This is a genomic window from Sphingobacterium sp. SGG-5 (genome assembly GCF_011043525.1).
Taxonomy (GTDB): Bacteria; Bacteroidota; Bacteroidia; order Sphingobacteriales; family Sphingobacteriaceae; genus Sphingobacterium.
The window spans coordinates 64,945-89,959 of the sequence record NZ_JAAKGO010000008.1 but is presented as its reverse complement, the minus strand read 5'-3'; the positions used below and the strand labels follow the sequence as shown (position 1 = coordinate 89,959).

The following is a 25,015-nucleotide window of genomic DNA, read 5'->3' as shown; positions in this document are numbered from 1 at the left end:
GCAATAAACAAAAAATGGGCAAGCTCCCTTTATCGCACCGCTCAACCTAATACCCTTGCTTTGTTCCCAACCTGGGGGAGTCAAAGGGAGCTGGTCGTAAAGGACTTACCCACCGCAAAAATAGCATTTTTTTTAATGTAAAAAAATTGTTCCTCCGAATTTGCTATAGTCAATTGATATTCAGCTACTAAATTTTGTCCTTATCATACTCACCTTTCCACGCGTAATAACCGAATATACCCAAGCCAATGGAGATAATCGGCGTCAATATAAAGACAATGATCAATCCAAAAACCAAATCTTCCTGATGGCCCGTCCCAAGTTTAGGAACACCAAATCTAACAATACAAAAATAGGCAGCCAGTAGAGCCAGAATAATCCAAACGATACCTAATATTTTCTTTAATCCTTCCATTATAAGTCATTTTTTGAAACCATAGATTTATTAATATACATCGCTCCAATAAGGAAACACACCGCAGATACAATGATAGGGTACCATAATCCCGCTAAGTAAAATTCAACATTGCCTGCGACATGTGCATTTGTCGCCAAATAAGTAGATACCGCAGGCAGCAAGCCACCGAAAACACCATTCCCGATATGGTAAGGCAGCGACATCGAGGTATACCGAATCTTGACGGGGAACATTTCAACTAAGAAGGCTGCAATAGGTCCGTATACCAAAGTGATATAAATAATCTGAATAAAAATCAGCACGATAAGCGCGATATAATTTTTACCACTGATATGCACAATCGATTTATGAGAGGTCAATACCTTCCCCTCTGCTAAAAGCGGGTTGCCCTCACTGTCCAAATGGGTAGTCTGTATATCCCGCACCTCCGTGCCGTCATCGTATACCTTCGTCACGGTTATCACTTCATCTTGCCCCTTTTCGGTCTCCACACGTGCCTTATCTGACGTATACAGGTCACGCAGCTCCGTTTTATGCTCCAGATTTGTCAATTGATACATCGCTTCATATATCGGTCTGTAGGTCAGCACGGCCAGCAACATTCCCGTCAGCATCACCCATTTCCGTCCTACTTTATCCGAAAGCCGTCCGAAAACAATAAAAAATGGCGTTCCGAAGATTAAAGCAATTCCTAAGATCATATCGGCCTGATCCGAGTCGAGAAACATGACCGTTTTCATAAAGCTCATGGAATAAAACTGTCCCGTATACCATACTACACCCTGCCCCATCGCCGCTCCAAAGAGCGCCAATAAGACAAACTTTAGGTTGTATTTGTTACCAAAACTCTCCTTTAGCGGATTTGTGGATGTTTTACCTTCCGATTTAGCTTGTTTAAATTCGGGCGATTCATCCATGTTTTTACGTATCAGATACGATACATAGACCATAAAAATAGACAATAAGAACGGAACGCGCCATCCCCATACGTCAAACTGCGCATCGGTCATCAAAGCCCGTGTAATCAGAATAACAACCAACGACACAAACAAACCGAATGTCGCCGTCGTTTGTATCCATGAAGTCCAATAGCCGCGCTGCCCCTTCGGACTATGTTCTGCAACATAGGTGGCCGCACCGCCATACTCACCCCCTAAAGCCAATCCTTGCAAGAGCCGCAACACCAATACCAAAAGTGGCGCCCAAAAGCCTATAGTTTCGTAACTCGGAATACAGCCTATCAGGAACGTCGCTCCCCCCATAAGCACCAATGTGACCATAAAAGTATACTTCCTACCGATAATATCCCCCAACCGGCCAAAAAACAATGCCCCGAAAGGACGAACGACAAAACCAGCAGCGAAAGTCGCTAAGGTTGATAAAAAGGCAGCTGTTGGATTATCGGCCGGAAAAAATTTGGTAGAAATGACAACAGATAAACTCCCAAAGATAAAAAAGTCATACCATTCAATTAATGTTCCCAAGGAAGAAGCACCAATGACTTTCCAAATCCCCTTGGTCGATTGTGTTTGTGTTTGCATCGTATTATTATAGGTTTAGATTAATTTAAAAATTTTTCCGGGCAAGGATAAGAGATATCCCTGCATTTCCATTTCGAGGAGAATAATCGCTAATTTGCTCTGCGGCCAATCGAAATAGATGGCTACCTCGTCCATCGTTGCCTGTTCCCGCTCCTCCAAAAACGTATATATCTTCTTTTCGTCCGTACTCAGCCCTTCCAAGATCAGCGGCAATTGCTTTTCCTTTGATTTTTTTTCCTGCAATTCCCAGTTCATCAGGTAACATAGATCATCCACATGGCGAATGAGATGAGCACGGTGGGTTTTAATAAGATAATTACAGCCGGCAGAGTACTCCTGATCTATGCCTCCGGGGAACGCACAGACATCCCGATTATAGGTATTGGCAATCTCGGCTGTTATTAATGCCCCTCCTTTTATAGCAGCTTCTATGACAACCGTCACATCCGCCATACCCGCGATGATACGATTACGCATGGGAAAATTTTGCCTATCCGGATTTGTCCCCGAAGGAAATTCGGTCAACAGACCACCTTTCTCCAACATTTTAAGAGCTGTATCTCGATGAGCTGCGGGATAGATCCGGTCTAAGCCATGGCCCAAAACGCCGATGGTCGATATATCGTGCTTTAATGCCTGACGATGCGCCTGAATATCAATTCCGTACGCTAATCCACTGACTATCTGAACACCACAAGCTTTCAAATCCCGTACAAACTCCTCACAGATACGTCTCCCATACGAAGTTGCATTACGAGATCCGACAATGCTGACGGTCTTTTGTGGATTGAGATTTCCTTTTCCTTTAAAATATAATAATAAGGGAGCATCTTCACAATGTTTCAGTCGCCGGGGGTAATTTGCATCGTCTAACCAGAGCATTTCGATGTGATGCTTCTCGACAAAAGCAAGCTCCGCTTCTGCTTCATTAAGATATGTTTTCGAGAGAATGGCATCTACAGTACTGGCTCCAATACCCGGGATGGATAGCAGCTGTTTCCGCGAACTACGGAATACCGATTCGGCAGATCCGCAATATTGAAGAAGCAGCCGGCTGGTTTTTGGACCGACTCCCTTTATTTTTGTTAAAGCAATTTTTTCTAATATGTCCATAAGTGGCTAGACTAAAGATATAAATAGGATTGGTTTTTTGCAACATTACTTTTATTTTTTCTGAAAAGTATCTATTCACAACAGGGCTACCGAGAACTTAAAAATTTTATTACGTACATTTGCACGATGGAAAAGATGAACATACAAGAACCTTTTGACATTGAAATTGCCGGCATTACCTACTCCGTATTTCCGGAGGAGAAAGATACATATACGATCTTTAAAGAGGGGCAGGAATACGTACAGATTATTAAGGACACTGATACATCCTGGTTAAAACTGAATCCTGACAGTAATTTACCCCTATTCGGTATGGATGAGGAAGTCAATAGGATAGGTCTTGAAATCCAGAAAATCGTAGGAAGCTAAAGTCTATTTTATCCGAGCCAGTTCATATTTATCAGCCAGGTCGCCGGTTATCTCATTGCCCGCAAGATCCAACTGAAACAATTTATCGTCTGTTATCTTATACCTGTAATCTACACCATGAAGAATCAAACGGTTTTTGTTAATTTTCCAAAAGCCTTGCTTAACAAAGGTGTCATCGGACTTCCCCTCATACGTATAAGTCAATTTATACGAATTGTCCCGTCGCACTTCCAACAATGTATTGATGGCTTCACAGTCCACACAAGGTAAGCTCCCTAAATATTCTCCTATAACATTAGCCGATAGCATTTCCATATTATCACTTCGCTCCTTGACGTCAGAAGTTTTCTGATTGTTGATACAGGCCCATGTAAAAATAAAGGACAAAACAACGATCGATATGAAAAAACCAACACGCATGGAAATATTTTTCCCATACCTACTCAAAAAAAATACCAAACTTATAAAAAGACACCGATTTAGATGAAATTAATATTCGTCGTCATCATCATCGAAACCATTTAATAGGTTTAAAGCCCCTTGAAGCTCTCCTAAAGCATGCATATTTCTTTTACTCCGGGCTAAATGAATCCCTTGCGTATAGATCTCAGCCGCCCGATCTTTCTGCCCCTCTTGCTCTAAGAGTTTACCAAAATGGTAGTAGGTACCTAAATAGTCCGGATAGTCCCGAACCAATTTTTCAAAACTTTCCAAGGCTTCCCCATTCCGGTCCAGCTTGATGTACTCCATCGTCAGGGCATAGTGCAGGAACGGGTCATTCGGTGTCTCCTGTAAAAATTGCTGCAGTTGCGCTATCCGTGTCATAGTCTAATGTTTCGTGCAGCAAAGAAAGTCAAAAGAATCTCAAAATCAAAAAACCACTATGTTAGCCTATAAATTTAGGGTATCTTTATGTGCATACAAATAACACCATTGGCAAATCGTACCTTTAAATGTTGCAATCATGAAAATAATAGTGTGTATAAGTCATGTCCCCGACACGACCTCTAAAATAACATTTACGGACAACAACACCATATTCAACACGGCAGGCATACAATTTATCATCAATCCATATGATGAGATTGCGCTCTCCAAGGCAATTGATCTGGCAAGCGCACATGCAGGAACAGTCACCGTAATAACCGTCGGAGATGCATCCACGGATCCGACAATCCGCAAAGCCCTCGCCATAGGTGCAGACAATGCGGTCCGCGTAAATGCAGAACCGACGGAGGCCTGGTTTGTAGCAAACCAGATCGCGCATTACGCAAAGGCAAATGATTTTGATCTTATTTTAACGGGGCGTGAATCAATAGACTATAATGGTGCTCAAGTACCCGCTATGTTGGGCGAATTGTTACATATCCCATCGGTATCTATCGCTAAGGGAATTTCTATTGTAGATCATCAGGCCTACGTCGAACGGGAGATCGAAGGTGGAAAAGAAGTTATCTCGGTCTCCTTGCCCTTGGTTGTCGGTACTGCTGAAGGTGTAGCCGAACCCAAAATTGCCAACATGCGGGGCATTATGAGCGCAAGGACCAAACCCCTAGAAGTCATCGAACCTACAGCGGTGGAAGCATTAACAAAGATCGAGACCTTCGACACACTTTCTCCACAGGGAAATGTTCGATTAATCAACGAGAATGCGGTAGAAGAGCTAGTCAATCTGCTACATACGGAAGCTAAAGTCATCTAAATAGTAAAAGAATTTTATCATGTCTGTACTTGTCTATATAGAAAATACCGAAGGGCTTTTGAAAAAGTCTGCCTTCGAGGCTGCTTCTTATGCTCGGGATCTTGCTGCCCAGTTGGGCACTACCGCCGTCGCCTTATCCATAGGTAACGTTTCTTCCGACACCTTGCAAAAGCTGAGCAACTACGGTATCCCGAAAGTTGTACGTGTAGATACAACAAATCTGGCGACATTCGTTAACCAGGCTTATGCATCTATCATCGCTACTGTCGCCAAAAGCGAACAAGCGCATATCGTCGTCCTGTCGAATACCTTCAGCGGAAAAGCCGTAGCACCCCGTGTCGCCGTCAAGCTGGAAGCCGCACTGGCCACAGGCGTTCTCGAGCTACCGTCGGTATCTGGTGACTCATTCGATGTGAAAAGGGCTGTTTTTTCCAACAAAGCTATAGCGTCCGTTTCCTTACAAGCGGCCACAAAGGTGCTCTCCATTAATCCCAACACCTACCCAGCAACAGAGCAGGTCGTGGACGTCACGATTGAGGATTACACGCCTGACCTCCCTGTTTCGGATTTTAGCACAACCATCAAAGAAATTGTGCGGGCAAGTGATAAAATTTCGTTGCCGGAAGCCGAAATTGTAGTCTCGGCAGGCCGCGGACTTAAGGGGCCGGAGAACTGGCCCATGATTGAGGAGCTGGCTGCGGTTCTCGGTGCGGCCACGGCTTGTTCAAAACCCGTCTCGGATACCGGATGGAGGCCTCACGCCGAACACGTCGGGCAAACGGGTATTACCATAAGCCCCAACCTCTACATTGCAATAGGGATCTCCGGAGCAATTCAACATCTGGCCGGTGTCAGCGCCTCGAAAACGATAGTCGTTATCAATAAAGATCCGGAGGCTCCTTTCTTTAAAGTGGCCGATTATGGCATTGTCGGCGACGCCTTTGTGGTCGTCCCTCAATTAATAGAAGCCCTCAAAACATACAAGATGACATCTTAAATCCTTTTTATATGCACCCCATTATATCGCATATAAAAAGAATTACCTAAGTTTGTAATACGGAGGTATAGATATAGGATGAAAAAAATACAATTAGATATCGTGGGTTTATCATATAGCCAAACACAGTCGGGCGCATATGCATTGGTTCTGGGCGAGGTGAACGGCAATCGTAGGTTACCCATTATCATCGGTGGCTTTGAAGCGCAGGCTATCGCTGTCGAAATTGAAAAAATGACACCTAGCCGACCACTGACACACGATCTATTCAAGGCATTTGCATCCTCATTCGACATCCATATTGAAGAAGTATTAATCTACAATCTCGTTGACGGTATATTTTTCGCGAAAATCACGTGTAAGAATAAAGGCAAATCTATCGAGCTGGATGCGCGGACCTCTGATGCAGTAGCGTTAGCTATACGGTTCTCCTGCCCTATTTATACGTATGACTTTATCATGTCATCGGCAGGTATCGTCATCGAAAGCAACGACTTTGCTTTTTTAGAGAATATAACGACACCGGCAAGCAACGAGCCTTCCAAAGAAGAGGAAGCTGAAGCCCCGAAAGCAGCTTCTCCTTATGCATCACTTTCGCTCGAGCAGCTCGAAAGTACGTTAAAAAAGGCTATTGAAAACGAACAATATGAAACTGCCGCCAAAATCCGTGATGAAATAGGGCGACGGACGTCCTGATAAATTGTATTATCTCGCTTTTACTTCGGCCAACATGGTCATCACCGCATCGATAGTTGACTTTGCAGCTTCTTTCATTTTCGGATGACCCTGATAGTCCGCGTCAAGCGTCACCTCCTTAGACTTCTCCTTGTAGGTATATTTCAAAATAAAGCGAGGTACATCTCTTCCTTCTGACGCATCTTTTCGTGGTGTCGTCATATCGTTGTCCACATTCCAAAACCCCAGTTCCTGCGCCTTTCGATGTAGATACAGCAAATCATCATCACGCATCTTCAGGGTATCCCGCACCAGCTTATCGTCTTTCGTCAGATACTGGTAAAGTCGGGTCTTGGAGTTATAAGTATTTACCATCTCATCGGGTGTTCCATACGTAATTTCTATGGATTCAAAGTCTGCAAAACGAAAGGGTGCATTTTTAATCATCGATGCATAATACACATAACAATAGATAAGAAAGGGAAGGATAATGCAAATTGCGAGGAATATTTTTTTTGACTTGGCGCTCATGTGAATTAAGATATTTTGTCGCAAAAATAGCATTTATTTCAGAGAAATCCTTAAATTTCCGGTGTGCCACAACGACTAAGATATTTGTAATACCAGGCATCTTTCAAATTAGAAATTACGACACCTTGCTTGGTGGAAACATGGACAAACCGATCGTTGTGAAGATAAATCCCCACATGATCGACCCCCTTACCGCCAAAAGAAAAAAACACCAGATCTCCCTCACGAAGCTGATTATCGTATTTCCTTTTCACTACCTCAGCCATATCCCGCGATGTACGGGGTAAGTTCTTGTGATATATTTCCCGAAAAGCTAAATTTACAAAGCCCGAACAATCGATACCCGCTCTGCTCATGCCCCCTAAGCGATGCGGGCTACCCATCCACGAATCGATAAAAGCATACAGATCTTTATTCAAATCGTTCGGCTTCACGCCTAGCAGATCGGCATAGTACGTCGTTAAACTCGATTTAGTGTTTGGCTTTTCATATGACGCCGTCTTCTTCTTCACGCCACAGGAAGCCAGAAAAAATAGGACCGAAAGAATCGCTAATCCGGTCTGTATTCTACTCCATAGTAACATAGCATACCTCCGCCACAAATGTAGCCCGCTCAAATACATATTAAAATTATCTTTTTTCCACATTTGTTATTTACTTTGCCCACATGGAACGACTTCGTGGTGCAATTGCCGTATTTATAGGCGCAGCAAGTTTTGGTATACTGTCTACATTCGTTAAGCTGGCTTACGCCGAAAATTTCACCCTGGCTGAGGTAACCGGCGTACAGGTTTTATTTGGGGCCATGATCTTGTGGTTACTCTACGGTGTTATCTCTTTAAAAAAGACCAAAACACATACGAAGCGAACAAGCAAAGTAAAAATACTGCTCGCAGGCATCTCTACCGGAGCAGTCAGCATTCTGTATTATAAATGTGTCGAGTTAGTTCCGGCATCCATTGCCATCGTCTTATTGATGCAGTTTATCTGGGTCAGCGCCCTTATCGACTTGGTGGTGTTCAAACAAAAGATTACAAGAAAACAGCTTTTGAGCATCATAGGCATATTGGTCGCCACGTTATTGGCTACCGGTGTCTTTGAGGCTACCATACAAACGATAAACCCGCTGGGTATCCTTTATGGTATGCTGGCCGCTATCGCTTATGCGATCTTTATCATTGTCAACGGTAAAATCGGCAACGACTATCCGGCTATCCAAAAAAGCGCGTTGATGATTACCGGAGCCTGTATACTTGTATTTACGGTATTACAACCGATCAGCCTCATCTTATTGGAAACCAACAGCCGCATTATATATTACGGACTATTGCTGTCCCTATTTGGAACCGTACTTCCACCCCTACTTTTTGCGTATGGCATGCCGAAGATCGGTATTTCTCTCGGAAGCATCCTCAGTGCGGTAGAATTGCCTGTCGCTGTGGTGATGTCTTACACCATCCTTTCCGAAAATGTATCGCTCTTGCAGTGGGTCGGTGTTGTCGGTATCCTTGCTGTCGTCGTTTGGACAAATAGTAAGGGTAAAGGATCTTAACATCCCCCTCACTAATCCAATTTTAGCACCTCTTTTAGCTTTTTGTTAAACTCGAGATATCTCCTTTAATCACGATTGGATGCAATTAACAGATCGACCTCTGAATAAAGATCCTAGTCTAAATAGAGAAGAAAAGCCGCACTCTTCATAAGGTTTATCCGAAAAAAACAAGTCTTCCCTCTGTAACCTCATGGCAGTCCTGTTTTTCCTCATGGGGTTTGTCCCAAAAGACAAAAGTATCTTATCGGACCTTATAGCAAACAGCGAATAGGATGATCTTCGGGTTGAGAAATTTAAGGCTACATTTTTTTCAATATTTCCAATACCAATGCCGAACTGTCCACTGCTGTCACATGTACCGTACCTTCGCACAGCACACTCATTGTAAACCCTCCCGTCTAACAGAAGCAATCCAACACACGTTTATCTTTGGCTTTATGAAGGATTATCTTATTTATCTCTATCTCTGCAAAAAAGACAAACAACGTGAAGACATCCATTTTGCCACATAAAGACTTTTTAACTATCTTAGTATAGATTTAACACAAAGCCATGGCAAGAAAACCTACTATCATGCACAAATATCAGATAAAAGCGACCTTTACATTCTTGTTCATTGCAATGGTACACACCCTTTTTGCACAAAAGAAACTGGAATTTACCCCTCCTTCGGACACGACCGTCACCGTCCAGTACAAAGGCAAGGTAAAAAGAGGTAAGGCTAATGGACAGGGAAAAGCAGAATTATTCGCTAAAGGCAATAAGATTGGCTCCTATCAGGGCCATTGGCAAGACAACGACAGCCATGGAAAAGGTACTTTCATCTGGGTAAGCGGAAACAAGTATGAAGGAGATTTTGTCCACGGCAAACGCACAGGAAAAGGTGTACACACATGGGCAAACGGGAACAAATACGAAGGAAATTTTGTCAATGGCAAAGGCACAGGTAAGGGTATTTACACTTGGGCAAATGGGAGTAGATACGAAGGGGATTTTGTCGACGGAAAAGGCTCGGGCAAAGGTGTAAAAACATGGGCAAGCGGGCACAAGTATGAAGGGGACTATGTCAATGGCAAACGTACAGGAAAGGGGGTATACACTTGGCCAAGTGGAAATAAATACGAAGGAGACTATGTGGATGGCGAACGTACAGGCAAAGGCATATACACCTGGGCAAATGGCAACAAATACGAGGGAGATTTTTTAGAGGGTAAACGCACAGGCAGAGGCATATTGATCTCAGCAAATGGAAAGAAACAAGAGGGGTACTTCGTCAATGGTAAACTCATCAAAGATGGAAAAGGATTGGGCATAGATTCAGTTGCTCTCCTTAGTCCTGAAGCCCTGATAGCCTACGACAAGAAACAACAAGAGATCGTACGGGCTAAACGAGAAGAACAGAGAAGAGCATCAAATCTAGAATTTGAAAAAAAGAGAATCGCAAAAATCAAAGCAGCCCAGATCGGCGACCGCATTCGTTTCAAGCAAAGAGGAAAATTTATAGAACAGAACCCAAGACCCTTGGAGAATGAAAAGAATGAATACACAACTTATTACTCGACAAATGTCATCGCTTATATCGAAAGGACAGAAGGGGATAGAATGCAGATTAGGATAGCAGATGTACAATCATCTCTACATAACAACCCTCCAATTTATAAAGGCGTGAAGATGACCGAAGGCTCCATTCATTGGATAAACGCTATATCGGACAAAAGATGGGAGGTAATCGCAGATCGGGAGCAGTGGAAAGCCCCTGTCTTCGAAGCCGTAGAAATAAATCCTTCGCCAAAAAAAGGTATGGATGCATTCAGAAAATGGATAGCAGACAACTACCAATATCCTGCAGAAGCTATCAAAGCAAAGGTAAAAGGAACGGTTACCGTTTCATTTGTCGTAGAGAGAAATGGTCAGCTGACAGACATCAAAGCACTTACGGATATTGGCTATAGCACCGGGAAGGCAGCCGTCAACCTTTTAAAACAAGTCGACAAATGGAATCCCGGCCTACAAGGCGGACGTCCTGTACGTGTGGCTTACACCCTTCCTATTCGCCTGGATGCTACGCTCCAAAAGTAATATCCTTTCTTAATTAGGGCATAGTAAAAATCATTAAGGAGCTAAGAAACATAAAGAAAATCCTTTATCCACCTAACTCCTTAATAGTTAAAAAGGGTTATTTATTCGCCAACAAATACGCCTTGAAAGCCTCGCAATCTACGGATAGATCCGTGGCTAATTTGGGTTTTCCGGCTAAATCCTCCGCACCTTTAGGCAGCACAATCTGCGCAAAGACTTCTTCCGAAATCGCATGGGGGAATTTGCAGGGATGAGCTGTCGACAAAAAGACCGAAGCATATTCTCCGGGGTTATCCTGCCGGTATGCCTGTGCGGCTAAGTATGCAATAGCTGTATGTGGACAGGCGATGTAGCCAAATTTGTCGTACAATTCACCCATCGCTGCTACCGTCTCTTCATCGTTGTAGGTGTACGACGAAACGATCGATCTCAATTCATCCAAGTTGTTATGGAACATATCCTGTATCCGCACCCAATTGCTTGGATTACCGACATCCATTGCATTAGCTAACGTCTGTACGGAAGGCTTAGGTTCATACTGACCGGATTGCAAGAAACGAGGGACGGTGTCGTTGACATTGGTACCGGCCACAAAATGTTTCACGGGTAAGCCCATCTTATAGGCCAGCAGCCCCGCTCCGATATTGCCGAAATTGCCACTCGGTACAGTAAACACCACTTCTTGAACACCTTGTGCTTTCAATTGCGCATAAGCCCAGAAGTAATAAAAGGTTTGTGGTATCAAACGGGCGATATTGATGGAGTTCGCGGAAGTCAAACGTAATTCTTTGTTCAGTTCCGGATCGTTAAAAGCTTGCTTGACCAGCGCCTGACAATCATCAAAAGTACCATCCACTTCCAATGCACGGATATTTTGCCCATTCGTGGTCAACTGCTCTTCCTGTACTTTGGAAACCTTACCCTTAGGGTATAAAATCGTAACGCGCGTACCGGCCACCCGTAGGAAACCTAGAGCAACTGCTCCGCCTGTATCGCCTGAAGTAGCCACCAACACATCCAGCAACTTATCGTCCTGCTTAGAGAAATACCCCATCACACGGCTCATAAACCGTGCACCAAAATCTTTAAACGCATAAGACGGTCCGTGAAACAATTCCAACACGGCTGTATCTGCACTTAAAAACTTGACCGGTGCATCGAAGTTGATGGCATCGGCAATAATGGCCTTCAAATCGTCCGCCGGAATATCATCGCCAATGAGCGCATTCGCTACAATAAAGGCAATCTCCTGAAGAGAATACTGCTGGATATTCTTGATAAACAGGGGATCCAACTGTGGGATATACTCGGGCATGTATAAGCCTTTGTCCTGTGGTAGTGAATTAAACACGGCATCTTGGAACGATACCCTCAAGTCTTTATTGTTTGTACTGTATAGTTTCATTAAAAATCAAAATTAAAACGCAAAAATTAATCGCCAAAGCCTTTACAACACTTTTGGTCCTTCTTCATTGACAGAAGAAACGTATTTTAAACTATCGATCCCATTTGCCGACAGATGTGCCTGTATTTTGTCTACGATTTCCTGAGCAATGGCTTCTCCCTGGGTAATCGCGACGACGGATGGCCCGGATCCGGAAATACCAAAACTTAACGCACCATTGTCCAGCGCAATTTGTTTCATGGTATAGAATTCAGGAATAAGGATGGCACGCGTTGGCTCGATCAGCACATCATGCATACTGCGGCTGATGAGATCGTAATCACTCTTGAAAAGACCTGTTATCAGTCCCGCGATATTGCCCCATTGTACGACAGCATCTTTCAACAAGACCTTTTCTTTAATCAACTGGCGGGCATCGCGTGTCGGCACATCAACTTGGGGGAATACAATACCCGCAAATAGATTGGCGGGAACGGGCAACTTAATGATGTCTAACGGCTCAGAGCCACGGATCAAGGTAATCCCGCCCATTAATGCAGGAGCAACATTATCTGCATGCCCGTGTCCACAAGCCAAGCGTTCTCCTTCCACACAGAAGGGCATAAGCTCCTCTTTTGTCAAAGGATTACCTAACAATGTATTGATAGCAAAAAGACCGGCAACGGTACTTGCTGAGCTCGAACCCAGACCACTTCCAATCGGCATATGCTTAATCAGTTCAATCTCTACACCAATATCGTTGGCTACGCCAAGTTCGTGGAGTAACATCGCCACGCAGGCACTTACGGTATTTTTATCCGGGTCAAGGGGTAGTCTCCCTTCATCTCCTTGTATCGAACGAATACGGACGCCTGGCTCCGCGACACGGTACATCTTCACCTCATCGCCGGGGCTATCTACTGCAAAGCCCAATATATCAAAACCACAGATCATGTTCGCTACTGTAGCAGGAGCAAATACACGGACCTCATCCAGCACTTGATCGAAATCTATTTTTTTATTTATTTTATCTTGAACCATTTCTTTATTAGTTGTCAGTGATCAGATCGCAATACGCATATCACAATACGCAATACCTCTACGCTCCCACATTTACAAGATCTGCAAATACGCCACCGGCAGTAACTTCTGCACCGGCGCCGGGGCCTTTTACGACTAAAGGTCTTTCCTTGTACCGTTCCGTGGTAAAGGAAATAATATTGTCGCTTCCGGATAATGCATAAAACGGATGTGTCTCGTCAACCATCTCCAAACTTATCGTGACTTTTCCGTCTACCAGCTTGCCGATATAACGTATAACTTTATTTTCTGTCTGTGCTTTTTCTTTTAAGCTGTTAAAGTATGGGGTGGCTTTTAGCAGTTCCGTATAGAAGTCATCCACTGAAGTAGCATCCAAACAGGATTGTGGTAAAATAGCACCTAATTCCACATCGGAGGACTCCAATTCAAACCCTGCGTCTCTCGCCAGGATCAACATCTTCCGCATAAAGTCTATGCCACCTAGATCATCTCGTGGGTCTGGTTCTGTATAACCCAGTTCCTGCGCCTCTTTTACCACATCGTAGAAGGACACATCGCCGACAAAGTTGTTGAAGATATAGGATATTGTTCCCGATAGGATGGCCTCGATCTTCACCAGTCTGTCCCCACTCATCATCAAATCTTTCAGGACACGAACGATAGGCAGCCCGGCACCTACGTTGGTTTCGTAGAAGAAATCTACACCATGCCGGCGGGCGGTATCCCGCAACAACCGATATTGTGCATAGTCTCCCGAATTCGCGATTTTGTTACAGGTGACAATCGAAATATTGGCCTTGAAGATGTCTTCATAATAGGTCGCAGGCAATTTACTTGCCGTGTTGTCTATAAACACACAGTTCGGTAGATTCATCCTTTTCATGCGTTCCACAAAACCCGACAGATCGGCCACTTCACCTTCTGCTTCCAACTCTTCTCTCCATGTATCCAGTGCAACGCCATCGCCGTTGAAATACATTTTTTTGGAGTTCGAAACACCGACAACCTTAATTTCGATATCGTTATTTTCCAATAGGAAATCGTGCTGTTCATGCAGTTGTCTAAATAAGGTCGATCCGATATTTCCGGTACCGAGATTGAATACGTGAAGTGTTTTCTTCAGCTCCGCGAAGAAGGCATCATGCACGGCATTCAATGCTTTGGCCAAATCATCTTTACCGATAATAACCGAAATATTAAACTCTGACGACCCTTGGGCTATAGCACGTACGTTGATACCATTACGGCCTAAGGCATGAAACAGTTTTCCCGAAATACCCGGTGTACGTTTCATGTTCTCACCCACGATAGCCAATACCGACAGGTTTTCTTCTATTTCCGGCATAACAAGCTTGTTCGCTTCCAGCTCCAGCTCAAATTCAAGCCCGATAAGTCGTAATGCTTTCTCTGCATCACGGGGGTGTACCGCAAACGTAATGCTATGTTCTGAGGACGACTGGGTAATCAGAACCACATTGATTTGCTCACGGGCCAACAAGGTAAATAATCGACCCGAAAAACCCGATTTACCGATCATACCGCTGCCGGTCAAATTGATAACGGAAATATCCGAAATGGAGGATATGCCCTTGATCGGATACTTAGAACCATCCGATCCGAATTGAATTACCGTGCCCGGAAATTCGGGTGCGAAAGTATTTCGTACGGCGATGGGTATCTTCTTGAGAAAGGCCGGAATCATTGTCGGCGGGTAAATAACCTTTGCGCCAAAGTAAGATAATTCCATAGCCTCTATATAGGACAATATCGGCAAGGAAAACGCCTTTCTTACAATACGGGGATCTGCTGTAAGTATACCGTTTACATCCGTCCATATCTCAATTACAGAAGCATTTAATACACTACCGAAAATAGCTGCTGTAAAATCAGAACCGCCTCGCCCAAGCGTGGTGACCCGCCCCTTATCATTGGATCCGATAAAGCCTGTCACAAACAACAATTTGTCCCCGTGCGTTTGCGCCAATGACTGAATTAACTGCTGCGTCAGCAATTCATCCACGTGAGCATTTCCAAAATTAGAATCTGTCTTTATATAATGTGAAGCATCGATATAATCCGTATCTGGGACATATTGTTCCATAACTTTAGCGACCATATAATTGGAGAAGCGTTCTCCATATGAAACCACGAGGTCTTTGCTCTGCGCACTTAATTCTTTCAATGCTGCAATACCTTGCAAGATATCGTCAAGTTCATTGAGCATCAGTTTTAATTTCGTAAAAACCGGATTTTGATATTTGACGGCGATCAGCGCTTTCACAACCTCAAAATGTCTTTCTTCCAATTGTTTCAAATCTGCATCAAAAGGAATACGTTCCGCAGCGTCTTCAGCCATTTTCGTTAGCAAATTGGTCACTCCCGACATAGCCGACAACACGACCAAAGGCTTTTCCTGATTGTCATAGGACGTCTTCACGATATCAAGTACAGCTTTTATACTTTCTATTGTCCCTACCGATGTCCCTCCGAACTTTAATACTTTCATTCTGTTCAATTAGTTTATATCTTTTAAAATAGTTGCTCAACAAAAAAACCTCCCTCATTTCGGAGGAAGGTTTTATATATCCACTGTACAATAACTTATGACAACAGCTTACTTCCTCCGAATTGTATCACCGGTGGTAATAATAATTGTTGAAATAATTGTATTGTAATTCACTGTCTTTTTAAAATTTTCGTAAATATAGAGAGTTTGTTTTATATAACGAAAAAAAATAAAAAAATAATTTGGTACAGTCTATACAGATATGTTAAATATCCCAAAAGAATGTTAAGATGGTATTGAAAATTTGGATAAACAAAACCTATCTACTATCTTCGTGCAGTGTTTGTTTTAAATAAACACCTAAATAAAGAAATTGTTCATCACAAAGCGGTTTAATGAAAACAAAGAAACTAGTAGCAGCAATGCTTTTCATAGGCTTTTGTCTAGTCTCGCAAGCACAATCAACCCACAATAGCAAGTCCGTACCGGACCAGGAAAATCTGGCTAAAGAGTATTTCTCTCAAATCATGGGAGTCGCTATAAATGCAACAGCAAGTACCAAGTTATATCAATTTGTGTACGACTGGTTAGGCACTCCCTATCGATTGGGCGGTAGTTCCAAAAAAGGTATCGATTGCTCAAAGTTTTCGTTAGCCTTATATAAAAATGTCTTTAACACAACTATTGGATACAATAGCCGTAACCAATTTGCCAACGTAACACCTATCGTTAAAAATGAACTACAACCGGGAGATTTGGTCTTTTTCAAAATCAGAAGTAGGCATATAACACATGTAGGTGTATATCTCGGTGACGATAAATTCGCCCACGCATCTTCGAGCAAGGGTGTCATGGTAAGCAATCTCAATGAGGCTTATTGGAAGCGTTATTACTATAAAGGTGGACGCCCGAAGACCTCAGATAACCGAATTATGACGGCGGATGTAAGCTCTTTTGAGAATAGTGAGGTAGACTAGATGTCGTAAATTTGATAATATGCCTACTAAAAAAACGCTTATCTTAAATAAGGAACAAATCCGTCAGAAATCTCGCCGTATAGCGTACCAGATTTTAGAAGACAATTTTGAAGAGAAAAGCATTGTATTGGTTGGCATAGCGGATAGAGGATATGTATTTGCCACGCGTTTACAACAAATACTTCAGGAACTTGCGAAAGACAAAGAGATCGAACTTATCAAAGTTTCTATTCAAAAAAACAAACGTAATCTGGAAGCTGAGACTGATCAAGCTGTGGAGATCGCTCGAAACAAGGCCGTTATCGTCATAGACGATGTGCTCAACAGCGGACGCACATTAGCTTATGCTTTAGGTGCATTTATGGATGTTCCTCTAAAAAAGATGCGTACGGCTGTATTAGTAGACCGAAGCCACCATTTATTCCCTATATTTAGCGACTTTTACGGCGTAAAGCTATCAACTATTCTGAAAGAACATGTGGAGGTCTGTTTGGAAGAATTGGACAAAAATGAAGATGCCGCCTGGCTACGTTAAACAAGCACGAAGTTCTTGCGTTATCTCTCCCTTATTTATTGTTTAGTAATTTTCAATCGCATACCAGGCTTGATAAGGTTCGATTTCAGATTGTTATCGGCTTTTAGTTTGGACACCGATACTCCTCTATATTTTTTGGCTATCCGATCTAATGAGTCCCCTCGCCTCACCGTATAGTAAGCGATTTGAGATGATGATCCATTATTGGACGCAACTTTACTTATATTAGAAGCCAACCTCTCACTGATAGGCTGATCAACGAGCAAGGTCTTTCCTGATACCGTACTTTTTGCAGTCAGTCCATTCCAGGCTCTTAGATTCTGAACCGATACGCCGAACTTCTTCGCGACATCATAGATGGTCTCGTGACGGCTTACACGATATTGCTTTGTCGTCTCTCTTGCTATAACATCGACCTCAGCGGAGTTGCCGTTATGTAATGCCACATACAACAGACTGTCGTTAACATGATCTGTCAAAGGCAATAATAACCGCTTCGGTTTTTCAGCAGTGCCATTAACTATCGTATGCTTATAAGCCGGATTGTACTTTTTTAATCTTTCTATAGGGATATCAATAGCCTGAGCAATATGATTTAGATCTACCACTCTATCCACCATCAACACTTCATGTTCTAAATCGAGATCTGTTTCCACAGGATATATCGCATAAAAATCAGCCATCTCCATGACATATGTCATCGCAATATACTTCGGTACATAATTTCTGGTCTCCTGAGGAAGATAAGGTGACAGCTCCCAAAATGACGGACTTGATAGTCCGGATCGTTGTATAGCCCGTTGTACACATCCTCTCCCGCAATTATACGACGCTATCGCCAATAGCCAATCATTAAATTGATCATAAGCTTCAGTCAGATAGCGTGTAACAGCGTATGAAGAAGCATAGACATCTTTACGCTCATCTACATAGCTATTCATATCCAGGTCATACATCCTGGCCGTTGCATACATAAATTGCCATGGTCCGACAGCGCCCGATCGAGATACCAAATGAGGATTCAAAGAAGATTCGACTAAGGAAAGGTATTTTACCTCTTCAGGTATACCTGCTCCTTCAAACACCTGTTCATATATAGCAAAATAATGGCGGCTTAGACTTAATAAGCTACGCATATAAGGGCGATAGTTTGACGAGGTATATTTATCGATATATTCCCGAACCTGAGAGTTATATGCCAAGGGAATGGTCTTTATGATACTTTTTAACCTTTTGAAGATCTGGACATCTTCGTCGTCGTTTGCTATCGAAGGATCTACATATTCGCGGATCGAATCCAATTCGGCAGCTAATCTGTCATTTAAAGTCTCAATATAGCTTATCATAGAGCTTTGGAGCTCTTCTTTATGACTGTCAATAGCTATGTCTTGGGCATACCCAACAGTACTAAACAATCCGAATAGTATAAACAAACAGTTGTTTAATCTCATATATGGTCGTTTGATGAGCTTCGCACGGCTATAATTGAACCCATAAAAAAAGTTTCGTTTTTATATTTTCATAACGAAACTTCCCTTATAGATATAGAACAATCATCTACGGATTACTTGTATTCTCATTAGACGAAGTAGATTTGGTTTCTGGGGTTTCTTCCTTCTGTCCTTCTTTAAACTCTTTCACACCTCTTCCTAATCCACGCATTAATTCGGGAATTTTCTTTCCTCCGAATAACAAAAGAGCCAATACGACAATGATAATGATCTCATTTGTTCCAATAAATAATAATGATGATAACATATTTTAAAAATAAATCTTTAACAATTCGCTTTTTACAAATATATATATAAATATTTTAATACATTGTAATTATCTTGCTATCCAAGGAGATGGGTCAAAATCATTCTGGCCTTGGGAAAGTCCAAAGTTAACAAAGGAGTAGCCCAAATCGGCATCTTCTCCCGCTGTACCTATCTGCTGACCTCTGGACACGCGTTGTCCCCTATGTACCGACACACTACCAAGATTCGAATAAAAACTAAAGTATTCGCCGTGTTTCACAACGACAACACCAGGTAATGCTTGGACAACTTCCCCATCAAAGATTACCTTAACCGGCGCATTCGTCGCCGTTCGTATGGCAATGTCCGGCTCGTTAATCGGTACGCCTTCAACGACACGTCTACCATACCCTCTCACAATATTACCCTGCGAAACGGGCCATGGCAATCTACCCCTGTTCGATTTAAAATCTGCCGACAAACGAGCAGCTTCTGGTGTCGAACGGAGAATTTCATTGTCCGTTTTCTTGGGCATAGTCTTTTCAACCTCTGCTACCGATTTTCCCGTACGTTTAGCTTCGGCTTCGGCAGCTTTACGCCGGGCTTCTTCGGCTTTTCTGCGCTCTTCAGCAATCTCCCGGGCAATGGCGGCCTTAATCTGTGCATCCACACGCTTTTTCTCTTGCTGTTTCTTTGACAATTGTCCCTTGACGGATTGCTCCTCCCGTACAATCTGTTTCAGCTCTTTCGCATGCGCACTCCGATCCTTCGCAATAATATCACGTTCTTTCTGCTGCTCCCGCAAAAGTTCAGTCTGTGTTTGCTTATCGCGCTCCAGCTGCGCGATCTTTAATTCTATTTCTTTCTTTGTGCCCTCGATCTCCGCTGCCTTAATCTTTCGGGCATCACTGAACTGTTGAAGATATTTTATGCGTTTAAAAGCCTGGTTAAAATCTTTTGATGCAAAAACAAACATCATTTTATTATAAGCGTTCTTGTTACGAAAAGCAAACATGATCATCTTTTCGTAATCCTTTCGCATTTTCTCTAACTCCGCCTTGAGGGAATTGACAGCCTTCGTATTTTTACTGATTTGATTACTAAGATTGCCGAGCTCACGATTAATGAGCGTAATTTTATCCTCACGAAGATTAAGCTGTCGACTTAATGCAGTAACTTCTCTTTGGGAAAGTAGTTTTTCTTTTGTTTTTGCAGCTAACTCTTTATTTAATATCGCGATATCGGCATTAATTTGTTCCAGTTTCTTTTTTAGCTGGGCACTGCTCTGGCCAAAGCTATACTGTCCAACACCAACTATAAAAAGTAAGCTGATTACTATTTTTTTCAAATCCATGAATTGCTTTCCTTCATTAATCGGCCTTATACCAATCGCTCAAAATTAAACATATCTACACGAGTTGCCTAATAAATTAGATTTTTTTAACACCTTTTTATTCTATTACCTTATAACGGGCGGGAACAGAGAAAGGCAATTCTAATACATCATTAAACCGAACACTCGTATACTCCAAAATAGCATTTACTTTAATATTTCCGGCCTGAAGTTGTATATTTTGATTTTGCGGAAATTCATATCCGCCGATATCCGCATATTTGCCATAATATGATTCTACACTTTGGTCAGTTCCTATAGGCAATAACCGAAAAACTTTAGGACGTCGGTTTGGGTTCAAGCTATATTGAAAAGATAATTGATCTTTCACCCCCACCAGTTGCAACTCCTCCCCGCTTGTCGCCGTTGTCAACTGATCCGTCTGCAACAAAGACGTCGACACATTTGCCATTAAGAGGTCTTGCAATATCTGAAAGGTAACGCCGGCACTGGTATAGCGATGGATATAGTCAAAAGGTTTATTGATGTATTCTCCCCGCAACTTGTTTAGTATTTTTACGCTATCAGGTGTGATAAGCACACGCGCTACCTCTATTCCTAACAAGGCCGTCACAGATATCCATATCGCCTTATTCCTATTTATACGGAAATTTAATGTCACATCCTGTTGTTGGCGGTCAAATTCAACCTGTGCCTTAGCTCTCCCCGAAAAAGAAAGAAAATCAAGATTATTAATCTCCATCGTACCGACGTGCCCAACAGACATATTTTTATCTTCTCCCGAGGGTATCGTTTTTCGTTTTGTGCCACAAGCTGTCACAAACAGCAGGACAAACAGGATAATTATTCCCCTATTCCACATATCTTTTTTCTTTGATTTTGAGTTTGATTCTCTTTTGATCACCCTCTTTCTCTTTGCTCGCGGCCAATGCCTTTTCCCATTGTTTAACAGCGTCTTTACTTCTACCTACCATACTCAGAATATCCCCATAATGCTCCAATAATACAGCAGAGGGTTGAGGCTCTTTCATGGCCTTTTCGATCCATATTAAAGCTTCGGCATATTTGGCCTGTTGAAATAAAACCCAAGCATACGTGTCTTGGAATGTAGCAGAATTCGGCTCTAACTCATTGGACAACTTGGAGTAAGTCGCTGCTTTATCTAAGTCTTTTTTTCGAAGCGACAGATAGTAGGCATAATTATTCAAGACACCGACATTCGTACTATCCAACGTAATCGCCTCTTCGTATGCCACGTCCGAAGCCGCATCCATTTTCAATTGGTGATAGAGATCACCCAACGCTCCATATATCGTCGACTGAAGAAACTTATTCTCATCGCCGCTATGATCCAAGGCCGCTTCTAACATTTTTCGACTATTTTCGTAGTCTTCTTTCATCAAATAGGTCAAGCCCGTAAAATAGAGTAACATTGAATTACCCGGATTAACAGCTAGTGCCTCGTTACCATGACGAATAGCCTCATCTACCTGACGAAGTACAATATCAGCATTAATCAACATCCGCCATGCATCTACATGCGTCGGGCTAATACCTACGGCAGTCAAAAACAAGGACCTGGCCTCTTGCATATTGCCTCTTCTCCATAAGATGTTTCCTTTGATGACATGGCTCTCCGCAATACGAGGATGCCGCAGCACCAAGATGTTGGCGAGATTTTGTATCTGATCTAACGAAAAATCTTTAAAACCGGCGTCCATCATGGTCAGCATAATCCGATGTTTATCGCCAAAGTTGACATGATCTGAATCAAACGCAGATTTTAATGCATCAAAGGCTAACTTGATTTTCTTTTCCTTTCTATAAGCATCCGCGAGATCCAGGTACAGAACAGGATCATTCGTTATCTTAAGTCCTTTCTCCAATACGTCTACAGCCTGTTTTGACTTTCCCTGATGGAGATAGACATACCCTAAAATACTATAAACCTGACGTAACGACGATTGTCCTTCCAAAGGCTTGAGCAACGTCAAAACAGCAGGAAGCTTCTCTTGATGGATTAAAACTTCAGCTTTGGCCACATCCAATGTATCCGAACGCCTGCCTTCCCTGACTTCTTCCTCATATACGGTTAAGGCATCGTCAAATTTCTTAAGCCCCGCCAGCGTCATCATCAGCTCGCGACTGATAAATGTCTGCATGGGGTGTTTGCTTCGATAGGCTTGTAACATCTTCACCATATCATCCCAACGCTGACTGGCTCGGTACAAATCCATTAAAAAGTTTAAATTCTGCAAGCTACCATCTTTGCTATAGGCCATTTCAGCACTTGAAATTGCGCCTTGGTAATCACCCATCTGCCCTAAAAGCAGTCCCTTCGCATAATAGACATCTGCTGCATCCGGATACTGCAGGGATATTTGATCCAGATCCGCTACGGCACCCCTAAAATCACCTATCTTTAACTTACTTTCTACGGCTTCTAACGCTTTTTTGTAAGGTTTCTCCTGTTCCTGCGCCCGTACCGTAAGAACGCTCATGATAAAGATGACAATGACCCAGACTACTTTTTTCTGCATATAACAAATTTTGCGTAATTAAATTAACTCCTTATCATCGATATATTCAAATCCGACATATGGCACCAATACGGCTGGTATTTTAATTCCGACATCCGTCTGATTATTTTCCAACAGCGTTGCCACAATACGAGGTAACGCTAATGCCGATCCGTTTAATGTATGAGCCAATTGCATTTTTCCCTCCGCATTCCTGAAGCGCACTTTAAGACGATTAGCCTGATATGCTTCAAAATTGGAGACAGAGGAGACCTCTAGCCAACGCTTCTGAGCAGCACTATATGTCTCCATATCGTACGTTAGTGCTGACGTAAAACTCATATCTCCACCGCACAATCGTAATACGCGATACGGCAGCTCTAATTTTTGTAACAAGGATTGAACATATTTGTTCATTTCTTCGAGCATCTCATATGAATTATCCGGATGGACAATTTGTACAATTTCGACCTTATCGAATTGATGCAGTCTATTCAACCCTCGTACATGGGCACCGTACGACCCGGCTTCACGACGAAAGCATGGCGTATATCCACAGTGGCGGATCGGAAAATCTGCTTCGTTAACAATTGTATCCCGATAAATATTAGTCACGGGCACCTCAGCAGTAGGTATCAGATAAAGATCGTCATTTGTTACATGATACATCTGTCCTTCTTTATCCGGCAACTGCCCGGTAGCGTAAGCTGAAGCTTCGTTCACCACAACCGGAACCTGCACTTCTTGGAAACCTGCATTCGCCGCTTCATCCAAAAAGAAATTAATCAGCCCCCGCTGAATACGAGCTCCTTTTCCTTTATATACAGGAAATCCTGCGCCCGTAATTTTTGTACCCAATTCAAAATCGATAATATCGTACTTTGCAGCTAATTCCCAATGTGGAAGAGCCTCTTCTGCCAATGAAGGGAGTGTACCATACGAAAAAACAACTTCATTATCCTCTGGCGTTTCCCCTCTTGGCACCGAATGATGTGGAAGATTGGGCAGCTGGATTAATTTCTCATGAAGTGAACGTTCTGTCTCCTCCAATTCGGCTTGCAAGTCCTTGATTTGTTCTTTATATCCTACCGACTGTACTTTCACTAGCTCAGCTTCTTCTTTCCTACCCTGACGCATGAAATCACCTATCTTCTTTGCTGAAGAATTAGCTTCCGCAGCTATTGCGTCGGATTCAGCCTGAATTTTACGCCGTTTTTCGTCCAACGTAATAATATCATCAACCAGACGGAGATCTTTAAAATTTTTTACGCCTAATCGTTCGACGACGACATCTCGGTGCTCACGGATATAATTTAACTGCAACATAAATATTGATTATCATTAATACAGCAAAGGTAATAAAAAAAAGCCCTCTCATATATTTACGAGAAGGCTTTCGAGTATCTTTTATGGTAAGATATATTATTCTTTTTCTACCTGCATATAATTAAGCTCCAACGGCGTTTTCCGGCCAAACACTTTGACCATGACCGTCAGCTTCTTTTTATCTTCATGTACCTCTTCGATTTCACCTGTAAATCCGTTAAAAGGACCATCAATCACTTTCACAGATTCACCAACAAGATAGCTCATATTAAAGCTTTCACCCTGCTCCGCCATCTCATCGACCTTACCTAAAATCCGGTTCACTTCAGCTTGACGCAAAGGAATAGCAACACCCGATTTATCTCCGAGGAAACCTATCACGCTGTTCAAGTTCTTGATAACATGCTCAATCTCTCCGTCTAATGCGGCTTCTATCAATACATAGCCTGGATAATAGTTCCGTTCTTTGGCGACCTTTTTTCCATCACGCATCTGGTAGTATTTTTCCATAGGAATCAACACCTGAGGCACCAGATGCTGGATACCCAAATGACTAACTTCTGCCTCTATATATTGCTTTACTTTCTTCTCTTTACCACTCACGGCACGAACTACGTACCATTTCAAACTTTGATCAGCCATAATAATATAAGGATA

25 protein-coding genes and 1 other RNA gene are annotated in these 25,015 nt (G+C 42.6%); 8 read left to right on the top strand and 18 right to left on the bottom strand.

What is annotated here, in order from left to right; translation table 11 throughout:
• Window positions 1–13: 13 nt before the first annotated feature.
• From ffs to dprA, 4 genes are all read right to left on the bottom strand, one after another.
• An RNA gene (gene ffs, locus G5B30_RS13460) (signal recognition particle sRNA small type) lies at window positions 14–111 on the bottom strand.
• Window positions 112–187: 76 nt separating this feature from the next.
• Window positions 188–415 carry a DUF6814 family protein gene (locus tag G5B30_RS13455; protein WP_165320510.1) on the bottom strand — a complete coding sequence of 76 codons (228 nt, stop codon included), beginning with the start codon at window positions 413–415 and terminating at the stop codon, window positions 188–190.
• Entirely contained in the window at window positions 415–1,959 is a 1,545-nt protein-coding gene (locus G5B30_RS13450) for an MFS transporter (protein ID WP_165320509.1), read from the bottom strand. Before G5B30_RS13450 ends, G5B30_RS13455 begins: the two co-directional genes overlap by 1 nt.
• Window positions 1,960–1,974: 15 nt before the next feature.
• A complete protein-coding gene (gene dprA, locus G5B30_RS13445; protein WP_165320508.1) occupies window positions 1,975–3,072 on the bottom strand; it encodes a DNA-processing protein DprA in 1,098 nt (365 codons plus the stop codon).
• Between the two features lie 126 nt (window positions 3,073–3,198).
• Between dprA and G5B30_RS13440 the strand changes: the two genes are divergently transcribed.
• Window positions 3,199–3,441: a hypothetical protein gene (locus G5B30_RS13440; RefSeq protein ID WP_317164350.1), complete on the top strand. Its 243-nt coding sequence runs from the start codon at window positions 3,199–3,201 to the stop codon at window positions 3,439–3,441.
• A 3-nt stretch (window positions 3,442–3,444) separates the two neighbouring features.
• On the opposite strand, the gene G5B30_RS13435 is transcribed toward G5B30_RS13440, so the two are convergent.
• Window positions 3,445–3,861, bottom strand: a complete 417-nt coding sequence (locus G5B30_RS13435; RefSeq protein ID WP_165320507.1) for a copper resistance protein NlpE — start codon at window positions 3,859–3,861, stop codon at window positions 3,445–3,447.
• 69 nt (window positions 3,862–3,930) lie between these two features.
• Complete coding sequence (locus tag G5B30_RS13430; protein ID WP_165320506.1) at window positions 3,931–4,266, bottom strand: tetratricopeptide repeat protein; 336 nt, start codon at window positions 4,264–4,266, stop codon at window positions 3,931–3,933.
• Between the two features lie 139 nt (window positions 4,267–4,405).
• On the opposite strand from G5B30_RS13430, the gene G5B30_RS13425 reads away from it, so the two are divergent.
• The 3 genes from G5B30_RS13425 (at window position 4,406) to G5B30_RS13415 (ending at window position 6,836) form a co-directional block, all read left to right on the top strand.
• A complete protein-coding gene (locus G5B30_RS13425) occupies window positions 4,406–5,143 on the top strand; it encodes an electron transfer flavoprotein subunit beta/FixA family protein (RefSeq protein WP_165320505.1) in 738 nt (245 codons plus the stop codon).
• 19 nt (window positions 5,144–5,162) lie between these two features.
• On the top strand, window positions 5,163–6,140 hold the full coding sequence (locus G5B30_RS13420) for an electron transfer flavoprotein subunit alpha/FixB family protein (RefSeq protein ID WP_165320504.1): 978 nt from the start codon (window positions 5,163–5,165) through the stop codon (window positions 6,138–6,140).
• A 78-nt stretch (window positions 6,141–6,218) separates the two neighbouring features.
• Window positions 6,219–6,836, top strand: a complete 618-nt coding sequence (locus G5B30_RS13415) for a bifunctional nuclease family protein (protein ID WP_165320503.1) — start codon at window positions 6,219–6,221, stop codon at window positions 6,834–6,836.
• Between the two features lie 9 nt (window positions 6,837–6,845).
• On the opposite strand, the gene G5B30_RS13410 is transcribed toward G5B30_RS13415, so the two are convergent.
• Both G5B30_RS13410 and G5B30_RS13405 read right to left on the bottom strand, forming a co-directional pair.
• Window positions 6,846–7,262, bottom strand: coding sequence for a hypothetical protein (locus G5B30_RS13410; RefSeq protein ID WP_165320502.1), 417 nt, complete (start codon window positions 7,260–7,262; stop codon window positions 6,846–6,848).
• Window positions 7,263–7,396: 134 nt separating this feature from the next.
• Entirely contained in the window at window positions 7,397–7,993 is a 597-nt protein-coding gene (locus G5B30_RS13405; RefSeq protein ID WP_240903216.1) for a C40 family peptidase, read from the bottom strand.
• A 20-nt stretch (window positions 7,994–8,013) separates the two neighbouring features.
• Here G5B30_RS13405 and G5B30_RS13400 point away from each other — a divergent pair, with 20 nt between their 5' ends.
• Entirely contained in the window at window positions 8,014–8,898 is an 885-nt protein-coding gene (locus G5B30_RS13400; protein ID WP_165320501.1) for an EamA family transporter, read from the top strand.
• Window positions 8,899–9,450: 552 nt separating this feature from the next.
• Entirely contained in the window at window positions 9,451–10,977 is a 1,527-nt protein-coding gene (locus G5B30_RS13395) for a TonB family protein (protein ID WP_165320500.1), read from the top strand.
• A 97-nt stretch (window positions 10,978–11,074) separates the two neighbouring features.
• On the opposite strand, the gene thrC is transcribed toward G5B30_RS13395, so the two are convergent.
• The 3 genes from thrC to thrA are packed head-to-tail and all read right to left on the bottom strand — an operon-like array spanning window position 11,075 to window position 15,908.
• Window positions 11,075–12,382: a threonine synthase gene (thrC, locus tag G5B30_RS13390; protein ID WP_165320499.1), complete on the bottom strand. Its 1,308-nt coding sequence runs from the start codon at window positions 12,380–12,382 to the stop codon at window positions 11,075–11,077.
• A 42-nt stretch (window positions 12,383–12,424) separates the two neighbouring features.
• Window positions 12,425–13,402: a homoserine kinase gene (locus G5B30_RS13385; RefSeq protein ID WP_165320498.1), complete on the bottom strand. Its 978-nt coding sequence runs from the start codon at window positions 13,400–13,402 to the stop codon at window positions 12,425–12,427.
• A gap of 58 nt (window positions 13,403–13,460) precedes the next feature.
• Window positions 13,461–15,908 carry a bifunctional aspartate kinase/homoserine dehydrogenase I gene (gene thrA, locus G5B30_RS13380; protein WP_165320497.1) on the bottom strand — a complete coding sequence of 816 codons (2,448 nt, stop codon included), beginning with the start codon at window positions 15,906–15,908 and terminating at the stop codon, window positions 13,461–13,463.
• Between the two features lie 395 nt (window positions 15,909–16,303).
• Here thrA and G5B30_RS13375 point away from each other — a divergent pair, with 395 nt between their 5' ends.
• Complete coding sequence (locus G5B30_RS13375) at window positions 16,304–16,885, top strand: C40 family peptidase (protein ID WP_165320496.1); 582 nt, start codon at window positions 16,304–16,306, stop codon at window positions 16,883–16,885.
• Window positions 16,886–16,904: 19 nt separating this feature from the next.
• Window positions 16,905–17,420, top strand: coding sequence for a phosphoribosyltransferase family protein (locus tag G5B30_RS13370; protein ID WP_165320495.1), 516 nt, complete (start codon window positions 16,905–16,907; stop codon window positions 17,418–17,420).
• A 35-nt stretch (window positions 17,421–17,455) separates the two neighbouring features.
• Here the strand turns inward: G5B30_RS13370 and G5B30_RS13365 are convergent, their stop codons facing one another.
• The 7 genes from G5B30_RS13365 to nusG form a co-directional block, all read right to left on the bottom strand.
• Window positions 17,456–18,871, bottom strand: a complete 1,416-nt coding sequence (locus G5B30_RS13365; RefSeq protein ID WP_165320494.1) for a lytic transglycosylase domain-containing protein — start codon at window positions 18,869–18,871, stop codon at window positions 17,456–17,458.
• A 106-nt stretch (window positions 18,872–18,977) separates the two neighbouring features.
• Complete coding sequence (locus G5B30_RS13360; RefSeq protein WP_165320493.1) at window positions 18,978–19,178, bottom strand: twin-arginine translocase TatA/TatE family subunit; 201 nt, start codon at window positions 19,176–19,178, stop codon at window positions 18,978–18,980.
• 69 nt (window positions 19,179–19,247) lie between these two features.
• Window positions 19,248–20,513, bottom strand: coding sequence for a murein hydrolase activator EnvC family protein (locus G5B30_RS13355; RefSeq protein WP_165320492.1), 1,266 nt, complete (start codon window positions 20,511–20,513; stop codon window positions 19,248–19,250).
• A 97-nt stretch (window positions 20,514–20,610) separates the two neighbouring features.
• A complete protein-coding gene (locus G5B30_RS13350; RefSeq protein ID WP_165320491.1) occupies window positions 20,611–21,375 on the bottom strand; it encodes a DUF4292 domain-containing protein in 765 nt (254 codons plus the stop codon).
• Window positions 21,365–23,053 carry a tetratricopeptide repeat protein gene (locus G5B30_RS13345; protein WP_165320490.1) on the bottom strand — a complete coding sequence of 563 codons (1,689 nt, stop codon included), beginning with the start codon at window positions 23,051–23,053 and terminating at the stop codon, window positions 21,365–21,367. Before G5B30_RS13345 ends, G5B30_RS13350 begins: the two co-directional genes overlap by 11 nt.
• Before the next feature lie 18 nt (window positions 23,054–23,071).
• Window positions 23,072–24,358: a serine--tRNA ligase gene (gene serS, locus G5B30_RS13340; protein WP_165320489.1), complete on the bottom strand. Its 1,287-nt coding sequence runs from the start codon at window positions 24,356–24,358 to the stop codon at window positions 23,072–23,074.
• 96 nt (window positions 24,359–24,454) lie between these two features.
• On the bottom strand, window positions 24,455–25,000 hold the full coding sequence (gene nusG / locus G5B30_RS13335; RefSeq protein WP_165320488.1) for a transcription termination/antitermination protein NusG: 546 nt from the start codon (window positions 24,998–25,000) through the stop codon (window positions 24,455–24,457).
• Between the last annotated feature and the right edge of the window lie 15 nt (window positions 25,001–25,015).